We start from the raw sequence: 19867 nt of genomic DNA, 5'->3' as shown, positions 1-19867 counted from the left end.
GTTACCTATCGTAAGGAACGAAGTCGGTTGGAACCCCACCGGGGCCATTAAGGTCGTTGAGGGCATCCACTTCTCGCGGTACAGGCGATCCGTCCGCCTTGGTTTTCCCGATATTTCTACCTTGGATCTTTCCATCCGGGGTCTCATACAAAATATCCGGCCGCCGGCCGCTCTTGGAGCCTCCCGGCGTTGGAATGAGTCGCTCCTTTGCTCTGCCCCCCCCGGCAATGATGGTATTTCCTTCCGTTTCAAGCCGGTCGGCCTCTTCTCGTATCTTGGCGTTGTGAGGAGCATTGGGGTCCGTTTTCGGCCCCCGGCGATTTCCAGCCTTCTTTGCGGCATCGTCGATGAACTGGCTGGTTTCGCTTGCAACCTTCTCGGCGACCTCGCGGCTGCCTTGCTTGAATCCTTGCTCGAAGGTCTCCTCAACAACCTCTTTTCCCAGTTTGCCAATTGCACCGTAACCGCCGCCTGGAAGCGGGGCCGAGAGCAGGACGCCGCCGACGGCAATTCCCTTGTCGAACGTGGTGGCGTTCGGGTCATTGATTGTTTGATATGCATTGTAGGCATCGTAAGCGGCCAGTCCCACTTCCGTAATCGCCCAGGCTGCTGCGAGTACGGGCAGCCAGACGATTCGGCCGTCCGGATCGATGTAGGTCTGTGGGTTGTGACCAGCGTATGCGTACGTTGACAGATTGACTGGTTGGTACACGCCGCCAAAACCGGCTTGTCCATCAAGGTAATCGGAGGATGCCGGATCCGTGCTCGTCCACAACCCCACTCGTGGATCGTAATACCGCGCCCCGAAGTAATGAAGCCCGGTCTCCTGATCCAGTTCCTTGCTGGTGAACAAGTGAGGCAATCGCTCGGTATTGGACCGCTGGTCCACCCAGGGCTCGCCAGACGGAAAGTACTGCATGTGCTCATACAGTTCCCCGTCCACATCCGTCACGTAACTCGTACTGCCGATGTAATCCGAATGATAGAAGTACAGGAAGTTCGTATCCGGCATTCCATCATCTGGCATCTCGCTGGGCACTTCGTAATGCGGATTCTTCTCCACATTGCGGCCACTCTGATGGCCGTTCACCGAGCGATGCTCCCACCACTTGCCGAGCATCATGGAGACCAGGTCATGGTCATCCGGTCGCACGTGTGCATCGCCTGGAGACAGTTTGGACGCAATGCGCATCGTGCCGACATGGACGTGCTTGGTTCCCACAGACCGGTTCCGCACGGTCCATTTGTCATTCACATAGACGGTTTCGCCTTGTGCGCCCGTCTTGATGATCCGGTCCCCTCCATCATCATACACGAAGCGCGTGGTCCGCCCATTGTCGGAGATCGAGTGGACGCGGTTCTCCTCGTCCCACACGATCGTCCGGCGTTGACCATTGCGGTCATCGTCCCACCCCGTCTGGTTGCCGTTGTCATCGTAGAAGAACGTCCGGTCTCCAATGTGTGTCGCCGCGTGCGGCTTGGCGGAGCCGTAATCGTAATTCCATGCGTAGGTGGTCTTGTGCTGCGGAATGGGCTTGCTGTCACTGCGATTGCGGATCCAATGCTGCTGGTTCTTTAGCTTGATTTTGTGGATTTCGTCGTACTGCAGCACGTACGAGTATTCGTTGCTCTTGCCCGGTGGTTGGAACCACGTACCGGTCGCACTGGTCAGCCGGTACAGGTCATCGTAGGAGAAGATTTGCTCGACCCGCCCGCCGTACTCGTTTGGTCGCGCATGCGGCACGTCGTTAACCAGGTTGGTGACGTTGCCAACTTTATCAAACTTATACGTAAATCGTTGGAACTCCCCGGCTGCGAGGGTGGCGAGCCGTCGGCTGCGCGCATCATGGCCATAGTGCGTGCGGATGCCGTTACCTGTCTGCAGGAACTCACGCTGATCGAACCGGTCGTACTCCAACCGAGTCACATAGGGGAACCGGACTCCCAGCTTCACGCCTTCGACCGCGCGAACCTGCCCGCCTGAGTCGTATGAGTACGTGAGCACCTCGGTATCCGGGTAGACCATCTGCTGCAGCCGTCCCCAGGTATCGTAGATGTACCGCGTCACGTAGATCTCTGGGCTGTTGGAACTGTTGCCCATGGTGCGGCTGTCAATGCTGCGCCGCTCGTAGACAGTCTCGCCAAGCGCGCCGTAGCGCCGCTCCTCGAATCCGCTGTTGTCGTCCACGCGCACGATACGGCCCACACGATTGCCACCCTGATCCCGAAGTGAGGCTCCGCCCCAGGCATAGGTCACGTCGTTGTCGTGGTAGCGCGGGTATCGGATCTCGGTCAGGTGCGTGAAGTCGTACCGGTATTCGATTGCCCCGCCTTCACGGCGCAGGTTGGCTGTGATTCGCCGGATGATGTTGCCCGCTTCGTCATAGGCCATCTCGGTGTGGCCGCTGTCGGGATGGACTACGTCGGTTCTCCGGCCGGCCAGGTCGTAATCCGACCGCGTGAGATTGCCAGCCGCGTCGAGCACGCGCCGGATTTGCTTGAGCGGATCGTACTCGTAGCGCGTGGTGATCCCCCGTCCGTCCAGGTACTCGACCACTGCGCGGATGTTGTCGCGCGCGTCACGCCAGGCATCGCGGCGGTTGTTCTCGGCATCGATCGTGGTGGTCAATGCCCACAGGCCGCCACCCGAGAGCGCCGACCCCAGCGAATAAGTCCTCTGCGTCCGTGCGTCATCGGGCATCACGACCAGGAGTTCGCGGTCGAGCAGGTCATGGGTGATGCGCGTAGGCGGTGCGCTGGTATCCACCGGCCGGGTGAATGACAGATTTCGCGCCGTGCTCTTGGGCTCCTCGGTGGGATACCACCGCGCGATGACCCGGCCCCAGGGATCGAGGTGCGTGCGGCCCGACACGATCATGGCATCCTGCGCAGCGGCATCGACCCCGCGGTGCAGAGTGCCATCCTTCTTCGTCTGGATGGCCCGGCCGAGGCCATCCACGAAGGTCACCGTCTCGATCGGATCGGTCACATTGCGGAACACATCCATGTTCGCGCTGGTGGCATAGGGCACCACGGCATCGGGCCGGTACGCGAAACGGATGGTGTAATCGAGCCCTCGCTCTATCTCATAAGGCCCACGAACACGCGAGATGCGCCCGAAGTCGTCATACTCGGTGAGCACCGGATTGCCATTGATGTCGATCTCGCTCGTGGGCGCACCGAAGCGCAGGTCATACCCGGCCGTGGAGTAGTAGCCAAAGCTGTCGTCGATGCGAACCACGTGGGTCCGCACCTCATCATCATGGGTATAGCGGAGCTGATAGCGCTGGCCGTTGTGGTTGGGCGGTGAGGTGACGCTCTTCAGGTTGCCATCGGTGTCGTAGCTGAGATCCGTGTGGGCGGCCGTGTCACTGTCGAGGGACACGCGAATCTGTCTCACGTTGCCCGTGCCACTGGCACAGTCGACATCGGCTTCCCGCTTGCGCAGGAGCGTACCAGCCGCATCTCGCACGATGATGCTATCGGCCACTCCCACGATGTGGTGCGCACGGCAGGTGGACAGCCGGCCCGTGTATTTGATCTCCGCCCGATAGTCGTCACTCGTTCCAGGCCCTCCCGCGTCATGGAGCGAGATGACGTTGCCGTAGCTGTCGTAGTCCTGGGTGGTGAAGGTGTGGATGAACGCCTTGGCATCGCCCTCGTGCTGGTAGTGGTGCTCCTCCACCTGCGCCGGGAACACCGCCTCGGTGCGCGCCGCCTGCTCGGCTGTCAGCACGAGACCGTTCTCGATGTCGCGGAGCTCGTACTGGTAGGTGGCGCGTTCGAAGACGGAGCCGTCGCCGCCCAGGAGTTGCGACGCGGCCATGAGACCGCGCTCGTGATAGCCGTTGTTGCGGAACTCGAGCTTCTGGCGGCGGTAGACCGGCAGCGTGCTCGAATCCGAGACACCATTCCACCCGCGGGTATCCAGCGTGTCGACCTCGACCCGGGCGAAGCCGTAGAACTCGCGCTCGTAACGGTCGTAGCGGCCTCCTTCGTAGCGCATACGCTGAAGCGAGTAGTCCGTGACCTTGCCAAGCTCGGCGGAGTCGGCCTGGCCGTCGTAGACCTTGACCTCGCTCAAGGCCCAGCGGCTCTGTGGCATGTCCTGCGTGTTGCCGGTGCGCACGTAGTCGAGCCAGAACTCCGCGCCCAGCGGACGCTTCACGTGGCGCAGGAGGTCGGTGCGGCCCGTGCGATTGCGAGCCACCTTGATCTCATGCGGGTTGCTCGAGACGAGATGATCAGGATGCCCGTCGCCGTTGATGTCCTGGATGGAGACCGTGGGCCGACCGACCGATTCGCCGAAGTCCGCGCCCGGGTTGATGATGAGGCTGATTCCAACGAAGACAGGGATGCTGATGGTGAAGTACGCGCCACCTCCAAGGGTGGTCGACTGGTTCTCGGAGATCTCCTTGCTGCCGGTACCTCCGCTCCAAATCACCGGGTTCGCGGCGATTCGATGGCCCTGGTTGAACCACACCCGCAGCCCAGCGGCATCCTGCGTGGCGTAATCGAGCAGACCGTCGCCGTTGACATCGAGCAGGGAGCCACCGCCTGGTTTGACTCCGGATTGGCTGTTGCTTCCGTTGATGCCTCCGCCGAACCCGTAGACGCCATCGTTGAAGCCCAGGGAGGCGCCCGCGTTCTTTTCCTCGGTGACGCCCTCGTGGATGACGGCCTGCCCCCAGGGCTCGCGAGCCGCGAACCGGTAGCCCAGGTTCAGCGACACATCCAGCGTCCCCGCGCCCTTCCAAACCCGGTCAGGCAGCCCGTCACCGTTGACGTCCATGAGGTCTGCCTCGGACGTGGCGTCTCCCTTACTGGCGCCCAGGCTCAGCGAGAATCCAACCGGCTGCATCTGCTGGGTGCTGGCGGAACCACCTCCGGTCTTCTCGGCACCGCCACCGATCAGACCGCGCGCGGTGGCGATCGCACTGGAGATGTTGCCGCCAATGCCAAAGGTCGAGCTTTCGGAGCTGTTGATTCGCAGCTCGCGGCTCGGCACCTCACGCAGCTCCGCGAGGACTCCCAGGGGCGACGTGTACTGGACGCGCTCCGGCGACACCACGTCGGGGAAGCCGTCACCGTTCATGTCGAGGTAATCGAGCAGGCCTCGCGACTTCCCGTCGGACATGGAGAAGGAGGCAGGACCGGCGCCGCCACCCACGGCCGTGTTGCGCGAGCGGGAGATGCGGGGCACTGCCGGAGTTCCGGCGAGCTGGGCTGGCTTCGGGAGCCGCGGCAGGGGACCCCCGAGCCGCGTGGTCGACATCTCGGTCGCGGTCACATAGATGAGCTCATGAGGCCCCTGCCAGTGGCCGCCTCGCACCGGGCTGCACTCGAAGGGATCCTCCTCGGTGTAGCGGCAGGGCAATGTGTCGGCCATGGGCAGCAACGAGAACGCTCGCATGCCCTCCTCGGAGAACCGGCGGGCCATGTCGGCGGCCGTGTCCTCATTGATGGTCTCGGTGCCGTCGAAGGGCGGCGGCTTGTCAAGCTCGGTTGGCGGAATGGGCTTTTCGCCCCGCGCCTCACCGCCGTTGTAGCCACCGTAGGCCCAGCCACGATAGCCATGAGAGAGTCGGCCCGGCCGCTCCACGCCGTAGCGGATGGACGGGAGCGGGATGATTCCCTTCGAGACCGTGGTACGGACGGCGTCGAACAGTTCCGGGGTGCTCACGGAGAAGGAGAAGAAGACCGGCTCGTTGGCGGTCACCTGCACATCCAGGTTCATCGTATGGATGCCGCCCTTGTCGATGGTGACCTGCCTCTTTCCAAGCAGGCGCCCCTGGCTCTTCGCCGTGAACGTCACCGTGCCCGTGTGAAGCGTGCTGCCCGCGTCGACTGTCGCCACGAGGGGGAAGTTTCCGCTGACCGTTGGCACGAAGGCGGGAGCCGGGCTCACCGGTGTGCGCAGCGAATACGTGGTCATGTCGTAGACCAGCGGGATGTCGAAGATGGGCTTCCCTTGGTGATCCACGACGGGCACGGCCCGGCCATCCTCGTTCCGTGCGCTCGTGTAGCGGATCCACGGGCCGTGTCTGGGCTTACCGTCCGTGCCGCTGATGGGCTCGAAGGCGAGTGCGGTCAGATCGACAGGCGAGTCCGAGTGGATGCGCAGCGAGACGAAGTTCCGGGCGTTGACCGAGATCGCCTGATCAAGATTGACGGTACTCCGGGACGAGTGGGGGAGTACCTGGGCGAACGCCGGTTTGCCGTCGACCATGAGCATGACGGTGATGTCATCGGACGTCTCGCGCAGCTTGGTGAGCCGGCCCGAGACCCGCATGGTGCCGGAATAGGGGACGTTCATGCCGGTGTTGGCGCGTCCAGCGAGCGCGAACTCGGCTGTGGCGTCGAAGCGATGGACGTCGAGGCGGTTCTCGTCCTTGTCCGGAGCGAGCCCCATGTATTCGACCACCGGGCTCCAGTTCACCCGGTCATCCCACTCGTTCTCCAGCGCGTGGACCCGGAACAGGATGCGCTCGCCAGCGGCGACATCGACCTCCACGCTGGGATTCTGTGGCCGGGTCTCAGCGGGGCCGAAGACGTGCGCCCAGAGCTGGTTGCCTTCAGGTTCGATGGCATGCTCGATGGTGGCTCTGAAACCATCTCCGCCGGAGCGCTGGGCCCGGCTCAACCTCACCTCTCCCGAGATGCGTACACGCCCCGGGTAGGGGGCTTGCCAACTCCGGACGACATCCACGGGCGGGGCATGGCGGTCGAGCTCGGCTTCGAACTCGGGGTCCTCGAGCGATGCGGGCAGCGCACCAGGGGCCACTGCACTCGCGCCGATGTGCACCGGAGTGCCACTGCTGTCTCCGGGAACGAATCGGGGCAGGCCGTCCGCGCGCCGCCAGTTGAAGTAGACGGCGGAGCCTTGCACCAGGTCCACCAGTCCGTCCGCATTGACGTCGGACAGATAGGTGTCCTGCTCCGAGGACGAGAAGGCCAGGTTCGCGTGGAACTGTCCTGGGGTGAAGTACGCCTCGGGGCCGACGGACAAGCTCATGAGCGAGCGCTCATGCGACAGCGCCGGAAGACCCTCGACAGGGACGGCCGAGGTCGCGAAGCTGGCGCTGCCCGCGGGGCCGGATTGGTTGCGGTTGAAGAAATAACCACCGCCCGCGCCACGGAACACGCGGTCGGCCAGTCCGTCACCGTTGATGTCCGCGAGCACGACCCGGCCCTTGGTATCGTCCGACCGCCGGCCGACCTTGGCTCCCACCGAGAGCCCCTTGGTCATGCCGAAGCCGACGCCGACGTACAGGTGGCCTCCGAACGACCGCGTCCGCGACCCACCCAGGGCGCTGGCATCGGCCTCTCCGATGGCATCGTAGAATCCGTCCGGCAGAGCGAGTCCCGTATCGGGCTTCTCCGGTCCCGCGTTCCAGGCCTGCTCCGGCGCGAAGCCGTCATAGACGGTGCTCGTCCTGGTCACCTCGTCGAAGTACTCGAAGGTGTGGACGTTGCCCAGGAAGGGCCGGTTGTTCACGCCGAACTGGGTGAGCTTCTTCAGCCGGCTCTTGCCGAAAGGCCCCTGGTCGTAGTCGAGATCCCAGGCGCGCACGAGTGTCTGGCGGTAGTGGACCTCGACGCGGCTCAGGCGCTCACTGGTGACCTGCTTGAAACCACCGCGGCCGCTCACGATGAGGTCCCGGCGGCAGCCCGTCTGGCGTTCTGGCGTGCAGGCGGGCTCGCGCAGGAAGACCACGCGATAGGGCGCCGTGGTCTCTCCCACGCGCAGGGTGTAGTGAGCCGAAGACAGGTACAGGTCACGGCCAGGGACCTGTTCCGGTGCGCTCCAGGTGACCGTGTCGTAGTCGAAGCGCACGCGGTTCCCGTGGGTGTCGCGAATCTCACGCAGGGCCCAGCGGAAGACGTTGCCCTCATCGTCCGTCAGACATGCCGAGGAGACTCTGCCTGTCTCGGGCGTACCGCCGTAGAAGTAGCGCGTGCCCTTGCGGTCGGTGACCTCCCACCAGTACCGGCTGGGGCCCGTGCCATGGCGCACGATGCGCTGGAACGAGCCCTCGATGCGGGGGTGGAACACCTTGTCGCCCGTGGAGCGCGGGCTCGGCAGGCTTCGGTGCGCGGTGGGGGAGAGTTGGGCCCCATCGAAGAGGTAGGTCTCGGTCTCCAGGGACGCGTCGTAGCGGGGAACACCCCAGCGGGTCTCGGCCTCGATGGCGGAGAGGCCGATGTCCCAGCCAAGCCCCATCCAGCCGTTGCCGCGCGCGGAGCTATAACCCAGCGCGAACGAGGGCTGTACGCCGAGCCGGCCCGGGGGAAGCTCCAGGGGGTAGTTCAGCGCCGCATCGCCATTGGAGCTCACCTGCGGTGGCTGGATGAGCTGGATGCCCGCCGAGGGCGTGGCCGCCTTGATTCCCTTGAGGCGATTGGGATCGAACGAGGCGATCTGCGGATGCTCGGGTGCCACCACGATGGCGTTGATCATGGTGGTGAAATGATCGGTGAGGCTCTCGACGACTTCCCGGTCGCGCGCGACCCCGGCGCGGGCGAGCGGCTCCCAGCGCTTCAGGGTTTCGTCATAGTAGAAGGTCTGGATGTCCTCGGGCACATAGCCCGGCGGCACCAGCGAGGGCTGGTAGGGCAACGAAACCTTCAGGGCATCGTCGAAGGTCTCGCCGTGCGGCTGGAACTCGTAAGCGCGCCGGAAGGGGGCGGTGACATTGACGAGACCTGGATCCAGCGGAGGAAGCTGGGAGGCATCGAGCTGCTTGAGCGAGACACGCTTGCGGCCCTTCATGGCGGTGGCCGGGACGTCGACCGACACACGGGTGCCGAGCTCGATGCGCTTCGCCTGACCAGGCGCGACCTCGGCCTCGGCCAGTTGCCCCACGTCGCCATAGCGGGCGCGGCGCTCCTCCTGGGTGAGGCCGTCATTGAGCACGGGGTCTCGGGTTGCGGCCCCAGGCATGAGGCCCGCGTCGCGGTCGAGCACGAACTGACGCGTGAAGGTGCTTCCATCGGCGAAGCGGGCGGTGACGGTCACCGGCCAGGCCTCATCGGGCTTCGTGGTCCGCCGAAGCATGGAGGCGAACACTCCCGCGGTGCCATCGGTCTCCCGGCTGTCGATGCTCACGCGCACGCCGCCACTCACATGACTGGGTGCACGTGCCCAACCCTCCACCCACGCCTCATGCCCGAAGTGCTCGCGGGCCGACGCGAGGACGATGCGTGGAAAGTCGATGCGGCGAGCAGCGCCCGAGCCAAACACGCGCAGGCGCGTGACCGAGACATCCGCGGAAGGGCGCAGGCGGAGGCCAGCGCAGCGCACGCTCCCCGCATCGCCAATGGCATACTCCGTCATGCCCGGGGTGACTTCGAGGCGAGAGGCTGGCAGGTCATGCGCCACCGCGTCGGCATCCACGCAGCGCAGGGACCAGGTTACCTCCGACCCAGCGGCGATGCGCACCACGTCCGGAGAGATCCACCGCTCGAAGGCGACGACCAGCTCCTGGCCCGCCGCGACCGTGACTGCCTCACCCCCCTCGCGGAGCAGGGCCATCGCACCTTGCGTGGGAATGGCATCGAACGGTGCGATGGAGGCGGATTCGATGGCATTGCTGCCATGATCCAGCTCGGCCATGAGCTTGACCGCGCCGAGCTTGATGGTGCCGCGGGCTTCGCTGGGCAGGCAGAACTCGACCTCGTTGTGCCCGAAGCGCAGCTGCTCGGTGTCAATGGGATGAACGAATGTCCTTGCCTCCTCACCGGAGGCCTCGGCGGTGGGCGGCACCCAGAATCCGAGCATCCGCGGTCCGCCGTTGATGCCGCGCGTCAAGACCAGTGGCCGGAACACGCCCTCGGCGTGATAGCTCAGCCAGGCGCGCCGGTATGTGCCGGGGTGGCGTGCGAGCTGGAACGAGAGCGTGGTGCAGCCAGAGAGACCGCTGGTGGGCTCTCGGCTGAGGCTCTCGCTCTCCGGGGTGACGGGGAGCACGTCGGCGAGCGCAGCGGGGGGTACTTCGCCAGAGGTAGTGGATGGCTCCCAGGCGAGCGGCAGGGCCTCCGAGGTGCCCCAGAGCTCCACTTCGGGGACCACCGCTTCGTTCTCGTGCGAAGGCTCGAACCTCAGGATGAGGCGCGCCATTCGCTGTGGCGCCTGCAGGGGGAGCACCGACCAGCCGTGTGGCAGGGCCGTCAGGTCATGAGGGCCCGAGATGCGCTGGCCCAGGGCGTCGAGCAACGAGAGACGGTACGGGCTCGGGCCGAACACCTTGAGCGCGGCCACTTCCGCGCGTGCGTCCAGCTGGGCCGTGACATCCGTATGACCCCTGTTGGCGGAGGGTCTCCATCCAATGGCGGTGTCGCGATCGAAGAGCGCCCAGGCGCCAGGGTCCGTGCTGGCCTCCAGCGCGCGTGGCGTGAGCCGCTGCGCGGCGATTTCACCTGTCTCGCCCGTGGGGGACTCCTCCGTGCCCTGGCAGGACAGGGAGGTCACCAGGAACATCACCGCAGCCGCGGAAATTTTGAGCGGGGTGAAAAATCCACCTCGGTGAGTAGGCATCACGGCTCTCCAGCAGGGGTGACAATGTGAAGAGCTTTGATTTCAAATATGTATCGATACTGTCAATGGAGGAAATCATGCGCCTGGGTCCTACCGTGTCGTCCATCTTCATTCTCGGGGTCTTGCTGAGCGGCGGTCTGCTGGCGGGCTGCTCGAGCGAAACCTCGTTTCAACGCGGTACGGCAGGCGAGAGCTGCCGGGCTCGCAACGACTGTAAGCTCGGTCTCGCCTGCATCAACGAGACATGTGTTCCCGATCGCCCCTACCTGAGCGTGACAGGCAAGGGGTGTTACCGGGTCGAGTGTGAGAATGATGCCGGATGTTGTGCCGATTTCGTTCCCGCTTCGGGCTGCGACATCTACGAAGCGGCGTGCAAAGCCGACCCGAATGATTGTGATGCCTATCGCAGGCTCTGCCAGTGCAATCGCGCATGCGTGAGTGAGCTCTGCGTGGACAAGGAACCGGCCTGCGCCAGGGACTCGGAATGTCCGTCAACGTCTTCGCCGTATTGTGTGGCGAGCCAGTGCGTGGAGTGCCGGGACCAGGGGGACTGTCTCGGCGAGGGAGAGCGCTGTGTCGCGGGAGCTTGCAAGACTTTGTGCAAGACCAATGAGAACTGTCCGCGACTCCATGCTTGTGAAGCGGGAGCCTGCGTGCCTTCTGGTTGTACTTCGGATCGTGAGTGCAGCTTCGTGCTCGGTGATCCACGCGGCCGTTGTGAGAATGGCGCGTGCTTCGTGGGCTGCACGAAGGACAACGAGTGCAACGCTACAGCCTTCGAGGTGTGCCACGCGGGACGATGCACCTTTTCCGGGTGTGAGAACGACGCGGAGTGCCGGGCCTATCTGGACCTTTCCAGCACCCCGGATGGCGTTCGTGCGGTGTGCCGGTGAGCTGAGTCTCTCCAGCTATCAATCCAAGACACATATTCTTGTCATTTGAGACGCGCTGTTGCTCCCGAGGCAACGTGTTGCTTCGGGGGCTGCGTTGCCTCCGAGGCAACAAAACAGGGATTGTCTGTGAGGCTTGAAATCCAAAGTCAATCATGAGACACGGCTTTCCACCCGCCGGACGCAGTTGCTTTCGCTCCCAACTCCCAGGAGCGGCCCCGGGTTTCCTGTCTCGTTTCAAGGATGGATGCCATGACTCACTCCTACCGTGTCACCACGGCCGCGCGCCGTGGATGGAAGTCCCTTGCCTGGTGCCTGGCCGCGGGCCTGTCGCTGCTGACGGGGGCCGAGGCGCTCGCGCAGGAGCAGGAAGATCCCGGTGAGGATCCGAAGATCTACTCGGAGACGGTGCTCGAGGAGGGCGAGGGCTATCAGCTCAAGCTCATCTCCGGCATCCCCGTGGACGACGAGAAGGCCGAGCCCTACTCGCGCGAGTTCTACACCCTGACGTCCCTCGCGGCCTTCGAGAAGCTGAAGCTGCCCATCGCGATCCAGGAGGATGTGAGGATCGCGTTCGAAGAGGCCAAGACGGAAGAGGACAAGGTGTTCTCGATCGACAAGCGCATCGTCGACGAGCTCCTCATCGCCGAGGAGAAGGGGGAGTTGACCCCGTACCTCAAGGAGATCGCCGAGCCCGTCGACGAGGGCCAGGTCCAGGGCATGGGGCCCTTCGGCTCGTGCTCGGACAAGGTCCACAGCCGCAGCAAGAGCTTCAGCATCAACACCCCCATCAACACCTCGGCGAACTTCGGGGGCGGCTTCTCCGGCTCGTTCTACACCACGGGCAACATGTCGGGCAGCGCCACGGGCGAGGTGGTCATCAAGATCAAGCGCAGCAAGGTCTTCTGGGTCTGCGTCCCCTACGCGGTCCGGTTCGGCCATGCGCGCGCCTGGGGCAATGCCTCGGTGAGCAACGACTCGTCCATCAACGGCTCGCTCAGCTATGCCTTCAACTGGCAGCGGCAGATCACCAAGCCGCACCTGGGCTCGCTCAACTTCATGATTGGCCCCCTGCCGGTGCACATCGGCTTCAACCTGCCCATCGAGCTGGGCGTGAGCATCAACGCGACCGTCACGGGCACCCTCGCCTACAACGGCCAGCAGACGGCCACGGGCAGCTTCGACTACACCTGCAACACCGGCGGCTGCAGCGGCTACGCCAACTACAACCTGGGCAGCGCGCCCACGCCCCAACCCGTGACGGCCAGCGTGTCCGGCCGCATCTACCCCACGCTGTGGGCCCAGGTCGCCGTGCGCGCCTACCTCTACAGCGAGCGCATCGCCTATGCGCAGGTGGGTCTGCGCCCCTACCTGTACGGCGACCTCTGGGGCTACTACGGCAATACCTGCGGTGACGCCGACGGCGACTTCATCAACGAGACCGTCAGCGCGCTCACCTTCGATCTGGATTGGCAGCTGTACATCACCGCCCGTGCCTCGGCCTTTGGTTCCTCGAACAACTGGAACCTGTGGAACACCTCGCGCCGCCACATCAAGTTCTGGGATCTGATCAGCGGCGGCTCCACCGCCCTCCGGCCCACGCTGCTCGGCCCCGCCAGCACCCCGGTCAACACCTTCACGAACTACAGCTCGCGCATGCGTCCCTGCTGGCCGTACGGCGACACCGTCTCCTCCCGGTTCAGCTGGGGTGACGGCACCACCACCTCCTACAGCGCCGCGCCCAGCACCACCACGACGCGCGCCAAGGCCTGGACGACGACGGGCACCCTGGGCGTCCAGTCCACGGCCCTGAGCGACTCCCACGGCCGCAGCCTCAACGCCTCCACCCTCCGCAAGGTGCAGGTCTACTGAGCGTCCCTGTCCCAGCGTTGTGACTTCGCGTTCTTCACCGCCCCCTCCGGTTCTCAGGCAGGGGGCGGTGTCGCGCAAACTGTCCGCCCCGGCCTGTATCGGGAGTGATCGGGCCTCCAGGCCGGGTGAAGATCTCGCCTGCCGCCGTCAGTGCGCCCCGAGGCGGGACATCACCGCGGCCACCACGCGGTCGCAGCGCGGAGCCAGGAAGGAGAACACCTCCTCGAGCTGGCCACCGAGCCGGTTCTCCCACTCTTCCCGGAGGAGCGCCCGGGCCCGGTGCAGCCGTGTCTTCACCACGTCCTCGCTCACCGAGAGCACCTCGGCGGTCTCCGCCGTCGACAGCCCGTCCACCTCCCGCAGCATGAGCACCATCCGCGAGGAGGCCGGCAGCGCGTCGATGCTGGTCTCCAGGAGCCGGACGAGCTCGCGCTCCGCGGTCCGCCGTTCGGGGTCCAGCGTGGGTCGGTCCAACCGCTTCATGCCAGCCTCCAGTGCATCGTCCGCACCTCCATCGAGGGCGACCAGCCGACTGCGCTTGCGCAGGTGCAGCAGCGCCTCGTTCACCGCGATGCGGAGGAGCCACGTCGAGAACCTCGCGCTGCCCTTGAACTGGTCCAGGTGCGTGAACGCGAGCACGTAGGCCTGCTGCATCACGTCCTCGGCCTCGGCCTCGTCCCGCAGCAGCGCGCGCACGGCCCGGTACACCCGTGCGTTGTGCCGGCGCATCAGCACCTCGAACAGTGCTGTCTCTCCCGCACACACGCGGTGGACGATCTCCTCATCGGAGGGCGAGCCCATGGCCGCCTGTCTGGTTGCCTGTCCTGTCGTCGTCTCCATACGCATGAGATGCGGCGGGCGGCCCGGACGTGACAGCCCCCCGGCGTGTCACCTCTCGCCGTGCTCGCGACTCCCATCCCATGGCAGCAACGGTGCTGCTCGCGGAGGAGAGGTCATCGACATGGATAGCCGTCTGAATCAGTCCTGGTGGGCCCTGAAGCTCGCGTTGGGTGTGGTGCCAATCGTCGCGGGGCTCGACAAGTTCTTCAACCTGCTGACGAACTGGGAGCAGTACCTCAGTCCCCTCGTTGCCCGGGTCATTCCCGCCAGCACCTTCATGCACGCGGTGGGCATCATCGAGATCGCCGCGGGGCTCCTGGTGTTGTCGAAGCTGACGCGCGAGGGGGCCTACATCGTCTCGGCGTGGTTGGTGGGCATTGCCCTGAACCTGCTCACCACGGGGAAGTACTTCGACATCGCGGTGAGGGACCTGGTCATGGCGGTGGGCGCCTTCACGCTGGCTCGCCTGTCCGAGGTGCGAGCGCCCGCTTCCGCGCGGGAACGGCCCCGGACCGAGGTGCTGAGGCCCGCCCGAGGCCACGGGTGATGCCTGTCACCCGGCCCGTACGCGCGCCCTGATCCGCCGCGAAGCAGTAGAACAGGCCCGCTCCGCCCGTCCCGCGGAGCGCGTCCTGGCCGCGGCCGCCGCGTGACAGGTGCGACGGTGCGGTAGCCTGTCCGCCTCATGCGAAGAATCGTCTGCGCCCTTTTTCTCGCGGTGCTCAGTGCCTGCGGTGACGAGCCGCGGTGGGTCCATGCCGTTCCCGCGGACGGGTGGATCCTCCAGGACACCCGGCCGTTCGACCTGGAGCAGCGCACACTGCGCTTCACGCCCTCACCCGAAGGCTACACCCTCCACGTCCTGGAGGGTCCCATCGAGCTGGACCTCGCTGGCTCCAAGCCGTTGTTCGGCACCTGGTTGGTGGAACTGCCCTTTGCCTTTCCGTTTGGCGGCACCACCTGGAAGAGCCTGTTCGTCAACCCGAGTGGAAGCCTCTCGTTCGGGGCCCCGGATGCGGAGGCGATCTCGGCCAGCGCCCTCTGGCCCGAGGGCGGCATGCGGACCGCCGCCGATCTGCTCCTGGCCCGCGTCCGCGAAGGTCGGGCGAAGTGGATCGTCCCCCTCTGGGCCGAATATGGGGCCCGCATGGTCGCGGTGAAGCACGAGGCGGACAGCCTCGAGGTGACCTGGAAGGCCATGCGTCCCGAGGGATCCGTCTCCTACGGGCCGCGCGGAGCGTGCATCTTCCAGGCGAAGCTCTTCGCGGATGGGACCATCGAGTTCCGGTACCAGAGCGTCCCCGAGCTCGACGGAATCGTGGGTCTCTTCGCGGGCGCCGCTCCCTGGGACGGCGTCAGCGGGGAGAGTGACCTCTCGGCGGGGGACGCCGCGGGAGGAACCCTCTACGAGGTCTTCCACCATCCCGTGCTGTCGCGAGAGGCCACGACGTACCTCCCGGACATCTACTCCCAGCACCCGGCCCGGGATGACTTCGTCATCCTGATGACCGACTTCCGGTTCGACGGCCTCTACGCGGCGGCGGCGTCCACCGGGGCCATCAACCACCCGTTGGAGGGCCTGGGGCCCCTGGTGAAGTCTCCGCGCCCCGGGGTGTTCTTCGGCTCCTCGGCGCTGCAGGTGGCCGTGCGGCCCGTCTGGGTGGGCGTGTCCCGCTTCGACGAGGTGGTGGCGGACGGGCGGAGGGAATACGGGGGGCATGCCTTCGCCGTGGGGTTGTTGGCCCACGAGCTGACACACCGCTGGGGAGTGGGGCTCGAGCAGCTGGAGCCGGCGAGCGGTGAGCGTCGGCCTCTCTTCGGCGACGACTGCCAATGTCACTGGCCCGAGGGGCTCCACCTTCCGGCGGCGTACTCCGTGGCCTCTCTCTTCAGTTCCCAGCCGTATCCGGAGAGCTCCCTGATGGGGGGCCACTCCTTGCGCGAGGAGGCCGACGGCACCTTCATGAGGGAGGAGAAGCCCTACCTGACGCCAGCGGGGTTCTCCTGGTTGGACTTGTACGCGATGGGACTGGCCCGACCCGAGGAGGTGCCCGACACCTTCCTCCTCACCGACATCGAGGAGCTCGGTGAGGGGCGGCTGGCGGCCCGGAAGGTGCCGGTGACGATGGAGCGGATCGTGGCCGCCATGGGGCCTCGCCGCCCCTCGGCCTCCGAGGCCCAGCGTGAATTCACGCTGTCCATCTACCTGCTGCACCGAGGGAAGTCGCCCGATGCGGCCGCCGTGCAGCGCGCGGAGGCCATCGCCCGGTCACTGGCGGCGTTCTTCGAGGCGGCCACGGGCTCGCGCCTGAAGCTCACCCCGGCCCACTGAGCTCAGGCCCCGGCCGGATTCAGCTCAGCCACATGGCCAGCGTGGTGGTGAGCAGGAAGTCCAGCAGGAAGATGGCGCCACATCCGTGCACCACCGCACCCGCCGCCGCACGGCCCACCGCCCGCGCGCCTCCCCGCGCCCTCAGTCCCACCGCCGTCGACACCAGGGCAATCGCCAGTCCGAAGGCACTCGCCTTCACCATGCCGCCCACCACGTCCGTCGCGTGCAGCATCTGCTCGAAGCTGCCGAAGAAGGCCCGCACCGGCAGCTTCAGCGTGAAGAAGGCCGCCACCGCCTCGAAGAGCACCGCCACCAGGAAGGTGAGGGCGGACAGGGCCGACACGCTCAGCGTCATCGCCACCACGCGCGGCGCCACCAGCACCGCGAAGGGATCCAATCCAATCCCGCGCAGGCCCTCGAGCTGCCCGCCCACCTGCATCGTCGCCAGCTCCGCCGCGTTGCGCGCTCCCAGCCGCGCCGCCATCACCAGCCCCAGCAGCAGCGGGCCGAACTCCCACAGCACCGCGTACCCCGCCGCCCACCCGAGGATGGCCCTCGCCCCGAAGCGCTCCACGTACAGCGACGTCTGCACCACCACCGTCGCCCCCGTCAGCGCCGCCGTCGCCAGCGCCAGTGGCAGCGAGCCCCAGCCGAACTCCTCCAGCCCGCGCAGCAGCTCGTGGCGGTCCATCCGCGCCAGCCCCAGCACCGTGCGCGCCAGCACCAGCGCCACCGAGCCCACGCCGCGCACCGCGCCCAGCGCCTCCTGGCCGAGCCACGTCAGCGTCGCCGTCACGTGAGCGCCTCGTCCGGCTGCGTCTCCAGCTCGGGGGCGGGCGGGCCGTCGTGGACGAGCCGTCCGTCCCGCAGGTACAGCCAGCGGGACAGGGGAAGCTCCGGTGGGGCCTCGGGCGCGGCGACCACCAGCGAGCCGCTCCCGGCCACCTCCAGCAGCACCCGCGCCACCTGCCGCGCCGTGCCCGGATCCAACCCCGCGAAGGGATCGTCCGCCAGCAGCACCGTGGGACTCGCCGCCAGCGCCCGGGCGATGCCAGCCCGCTTGCGCATGCCTCCGGAGAGCCGCTCGGGCAGGGCGTCCGCGGCCTCCGCGAGCCCCACCGCGCGCAGCACCTCGTCCGCGCGTGCCTCCGCCTCCTCGCGAGGCACCCGCCGCCGCTCCAGGGGCAGCAGCACGTTGCGGCGCACCGTCAGCGAGTCGAAGAGGGCATCCGTCTGGAACACCATGCCGAACGCCGCCTGGCGCGCGCGCTTGCCGGCGGGCGGCAGGCGGGCCACGTCCTCGCCATTCCAGAGCACCCGTCCGCTGGCGGGCGTCACCAGCCCCGCGAGCGCCTTGAGCAGCGTCGTCTTGCCCGCGCCCGAGTGCCCCAGGACGAGCACCCGGCTGCCGGGTGGAAGGGTGCAGGTCACCTCCTCGAGGAGCGACCGTCCCCCCTGCCGAACCGAGAGCCTGTCCGCGCGCAGCTCCATGTCACCCCGGGCTCAGGGCGCGCCCCAGCGCACCAGCGTGCCGTTCTGTCCCGCGGCCCACTGCTCCCGGGGGCTGATGGCGTCGAGCGACTGGAGCACCTGGCTCTGGGGGTAGGGCTCGCTCCAGGCCGTGCCGTCGAAGCGGTGGAGGAACGTGCCGCTCTTGTTGGAGAGCACGTAGACGGCGGTGGGGTGGAAGGCGGCCACGTCCAGCAGATCCGGCGCCGCCGTGCCTCCGGGGGGCGGTAGCTTGCGCCACGTCCCCGACTGGCGCTCGAGCACCAGGCCGTGCTCGCCCACCGCGTAGGCCAGCGCTCCGTCCACCACGGACACGCCGTGCAGGTAGCCCGTGCCCACGTCCGCCGGCAGCTCCTCGCGCATCCACTGCCCCGAGGCCATGTCGAGACGGTAGACGCGGGGCAGGGGAGCGACGCCGGGTTGGAAGTCCTCGGCGCCCACGGCGAGCAGCGTGTCCGGGCCCAGGCCGTGGATGCTCCGCAGGTTCGCCGCCAGCTGCGTCGCCACCACCACCGGCGGAGGCGTGCTCACCGGATCCCGCCACTCCCAGCGCAGCACATGGCCGGTGCTCGTCACCGCGTACACCGTGGTGGTGCCGCTCCGCTCGTAACCCACCATGCCGGTGACGGTGCCCGGCACCCCGCTCACCGTCTGCATGACGCACCCCGAGGTGGAGGGGTGGACGCTGGCGAAGGTGCCCTCCGCCGTGCCGGCGAAGACGCGCCCGTCGCTCGGCCGGGCCCACGCCACCTTCCAGGAGCTCGTGGTGCCGCACGCCGTCGAGAAGTCCGTCACCGAAGGGCCATTCACGTGCGCGAGCCAGCCGCCCGGGCCCGCGAGCCACGCCTTCCCCAGCGCGTAGGTCGTCACCGCCTCCCACGCCGTGGTCCACAGCGTGCGCGTCGTCCAGCTGCTCGTCGCGCAGACGCCGCCCTCGTCCGTGAGGCCGTCACAGTCGTTGTCCAGCCGGTCGCACACCTCGGTGCCGCCGCGGAAGCGCGAGGTGTCATCGCAATCCTCCACCGTGGACTTCGCGCCCGCGGCAGCCTCGCAGGCGAGGGCCGTCCACGTGCCGGCGAGCCCGTCTCCGTCTCCGTCCGCGTACCACGTCACCGGCACCTGCGAGCTCTTGCACTCCGCTCCGGACTTCGCCGCCGTGCACGCCCAGGCGCCCGTGCAGCCGAGCTCCGTCCTGCACGTGGCGCCCACGCGGAAGTCATCGTCCGCCGTGCCGTCGCAGTCCTCGTCCCGCCCGTCGCAGCGCGACTCGGCCATGCCCGGGTGCACGCCGGGGTCGCTGTCGTCGCAGTCCCCGGCCTCCATCACCGTGCCCGCGGGCCGCACGCACGCCCTCACCACCCGGGAGAGGTCGCCGTACCCGTCGCCATCCGCGTCCACGTAGTAGCCATTCTTGCTGGGGACGTCCTCCTCGTTGCCGGAGCAGTTGTTGTCCTTGCCGTCGCAAATCTCCGAGGCGCTCGGGTTCACGGTGGCGTCCGTGTCATCGCAGTCCGTGCCCTTGCCTCCGGTCGCGCTCGCCGAGACGAAGCCGTCTCCGTCCAGATCCTCCGCGCGCAGATCCAGGTACACCGCCGTGGCGCCGCTCGTGGGGACTTCCACCTGCCGCGAGCTCGTGGCCACCACCGGCCCCGAGCACGAGCGCTCGTGCGCGTTCGCGATCACCTGCAGGCTCCGGCTCCAGTCCGCCTTGCGGAACACCGCCACCGTCTTGGCGTCGCTGTTGCGCTCCTCCACCGTCAGCTGCTGCGTCTCGGTGTGGCTCACATCCGCTTCGTCCAGTGCCGTCACAGTCAGGCATCCCGGGCGGAACGTGGCGTAGAAGATTTCCACACGCACGGCGCCCGCCCCGGGCTGCTCCCCGCGACA

Annotated in this window: 8 protein-coding genes; 3 read left to right on the top strand and 5 right to left on the bottom strand. The window is 66.8% G+C overall.

The annotated features are described in order from the left end of the window. Position 1: 1 nt before the first annotated feature. A complete protein-coding gene (locus VFZ09_RS04350) occupies positions 2-10537 on the bottom strand; it encodes a SpvB/TcaC N-terminal domain-containing protein (RefSeq protein ID WP_329726193.1) in 10536 nt (3511 codons plus the stop codon). A 1142-nt stretch (positions 10538-11679) separates the two neighbouring features. On the opposite strand from VFZ09_RS04350, the gene VFZ09_RS04345 reads away from it, so the two are divergent. Continuing rightward, on the top strand, positions 11680-13299 hold the full coding sequence (locus VFZ09_RS04345) for a hypothetical protein (protein ID WP_329726192.1): 1620 nt from the start codon (positions 11680-11682) through the stop codon (positions 13297-13299). Between the two features lie 147 nt (positions 13300-13446). Here the strand turns inward: VFZ09_RS04345 and VFZ09_RS04340 are convergent, their stop codons facing one another. Further along, a complete protein-coding gene (locus VFZ09_RS04340; protein ID WP_329726191.1) occupies positions 13447-14139 on the bottom strand; it encodes an RNA polymerase sigma factor in 693 nt (230 codons plus the stop codon). A gap of 121 nt (positions 14140-14260) precedes the next feature. Between VFZ09_RS04340 and VFZ09_RS04335 the strand changes: the two genes are divergently transcribed. Both VFZ09_RS04335 and VFZ09_RS04330 read left to right on the top strand, forming a co-directional pair. Next, the gene (locus tag VFZ09_RS04335) at positions 14261-14686 is read left to right on the top strand and encodes a DoxX family protein (protein ID WP_329726190.1); all 426 of its coding nucleotides are present in this window, start codon (positions 14261-14263) and stop codon (positions 14684-14686) included. Between the two features lie 138 nt (positions 14687-14824). Beyond that, positions 14825-16471, top strand: a complete 1647-nt coding sequence (locus VFZ09_RS04330) for a hypothetical protein (RefSeq protein WP_329726189.1) — start codon at positions 14825-14827, stop codon at positions 16469-16471. A 19-nt stretch (positions 16472-16490) separates the two neighbouring features. Here VFZ09_RS04330 and VFZ09_RS04325 read toward each other — a convergent pair whose 3' ends face one another. The 3 genes from VFZ09_RS04325 to VFZ09_RS04315 form a co-directional block, all read right to left on the bottom strand. After that, positions 16491-17267, bottom strand: a complete 777-nt coding sequence (locus tag VFZ09_RS04325; protein ID WP_329726188.1) for an ABC transporter permease — start codon at positions 17265-17267, stop codon at positions 16491-16493. Continuing rightward, positions 17264-17902, bottom strand: a complete 639-nt coding sequence (locus tag VFZ09_RS04320; RefSeq protein WP_329726187.1) for an ABC transporter ATP-binding protein — start codon at positions 17900-17902, stop codon at positions 17264-17266. Before VFZ09_RS04320 ends, VFZ09_RS04325 begins: the two co-directional genes overlap by 4 nt. A gap of 72 nt (positions 17903-17974) precedes the next feature. Then, the gene (locus VFZ09_RS04315) at positions 17975-19837 is read right to left on the bottom strand and encodes a putative metal-binding motif-containing protein (RefSeq protein WP_329726186.1); all 1863 of its coding nucleotides are present in this window, start codon (positions 19835-19837) and stop codon (positions 17975-17977) included. Between the last annotated feature and the right edge of the window lie 30 nt (positions 19838-19867).

This window comes from Archangium sp., from assembly GCF_036277355.1.
Taxonomy (GTDB): Bacteria; Myxococcota; Myxococcia; order Myxococcales; family Myxococcaceae; genus Archangium.
This window is presented reverse-complemented; position numbering and strand designations above follow the sequence as displayed.

Excerpts from the sequence above, each read along its gene's own strand:
- VFZ09_RS04345 (WP_329726192.1), top strand. The coding sequence starts at position 11,680 with ATGACTCACTCCTACCGTGTCACCACGGCCGCGCGCCGTGGATGGAAG.
- VFZ09_RS04330 (WP_329726189.1), top strand. The coding sequence starts at position 14,825 with ATGCGAAGAATCGTCTGCGCCCTTTTTCTCGCGGTGCTCAGTGCCTGC.
- VFZ09_RS04340 (WP_329726191.1), bottom strand. The coding sequence starts at position 14,139 with ATGGAGACGACGACAGGACAGGCAACCAGACAGGCGGCCATGGGCTCG.
- VFZ09_RS04335 (WP_329726190.1), top strand. The coding sequence starts at position 14,261 with ATGGATAGCCGTCTGAATCAGTCCTGGTGGGCCCTGAAGCTCGCGTTG.
- VFZ09_RS04350 (WP_329726193.1), bottom strand. The coding sequence starts at position 10,537 with ATGCCTACTCACCGAGGTGGATTTTTCACCCCGCTCAAAATTTCCGCG.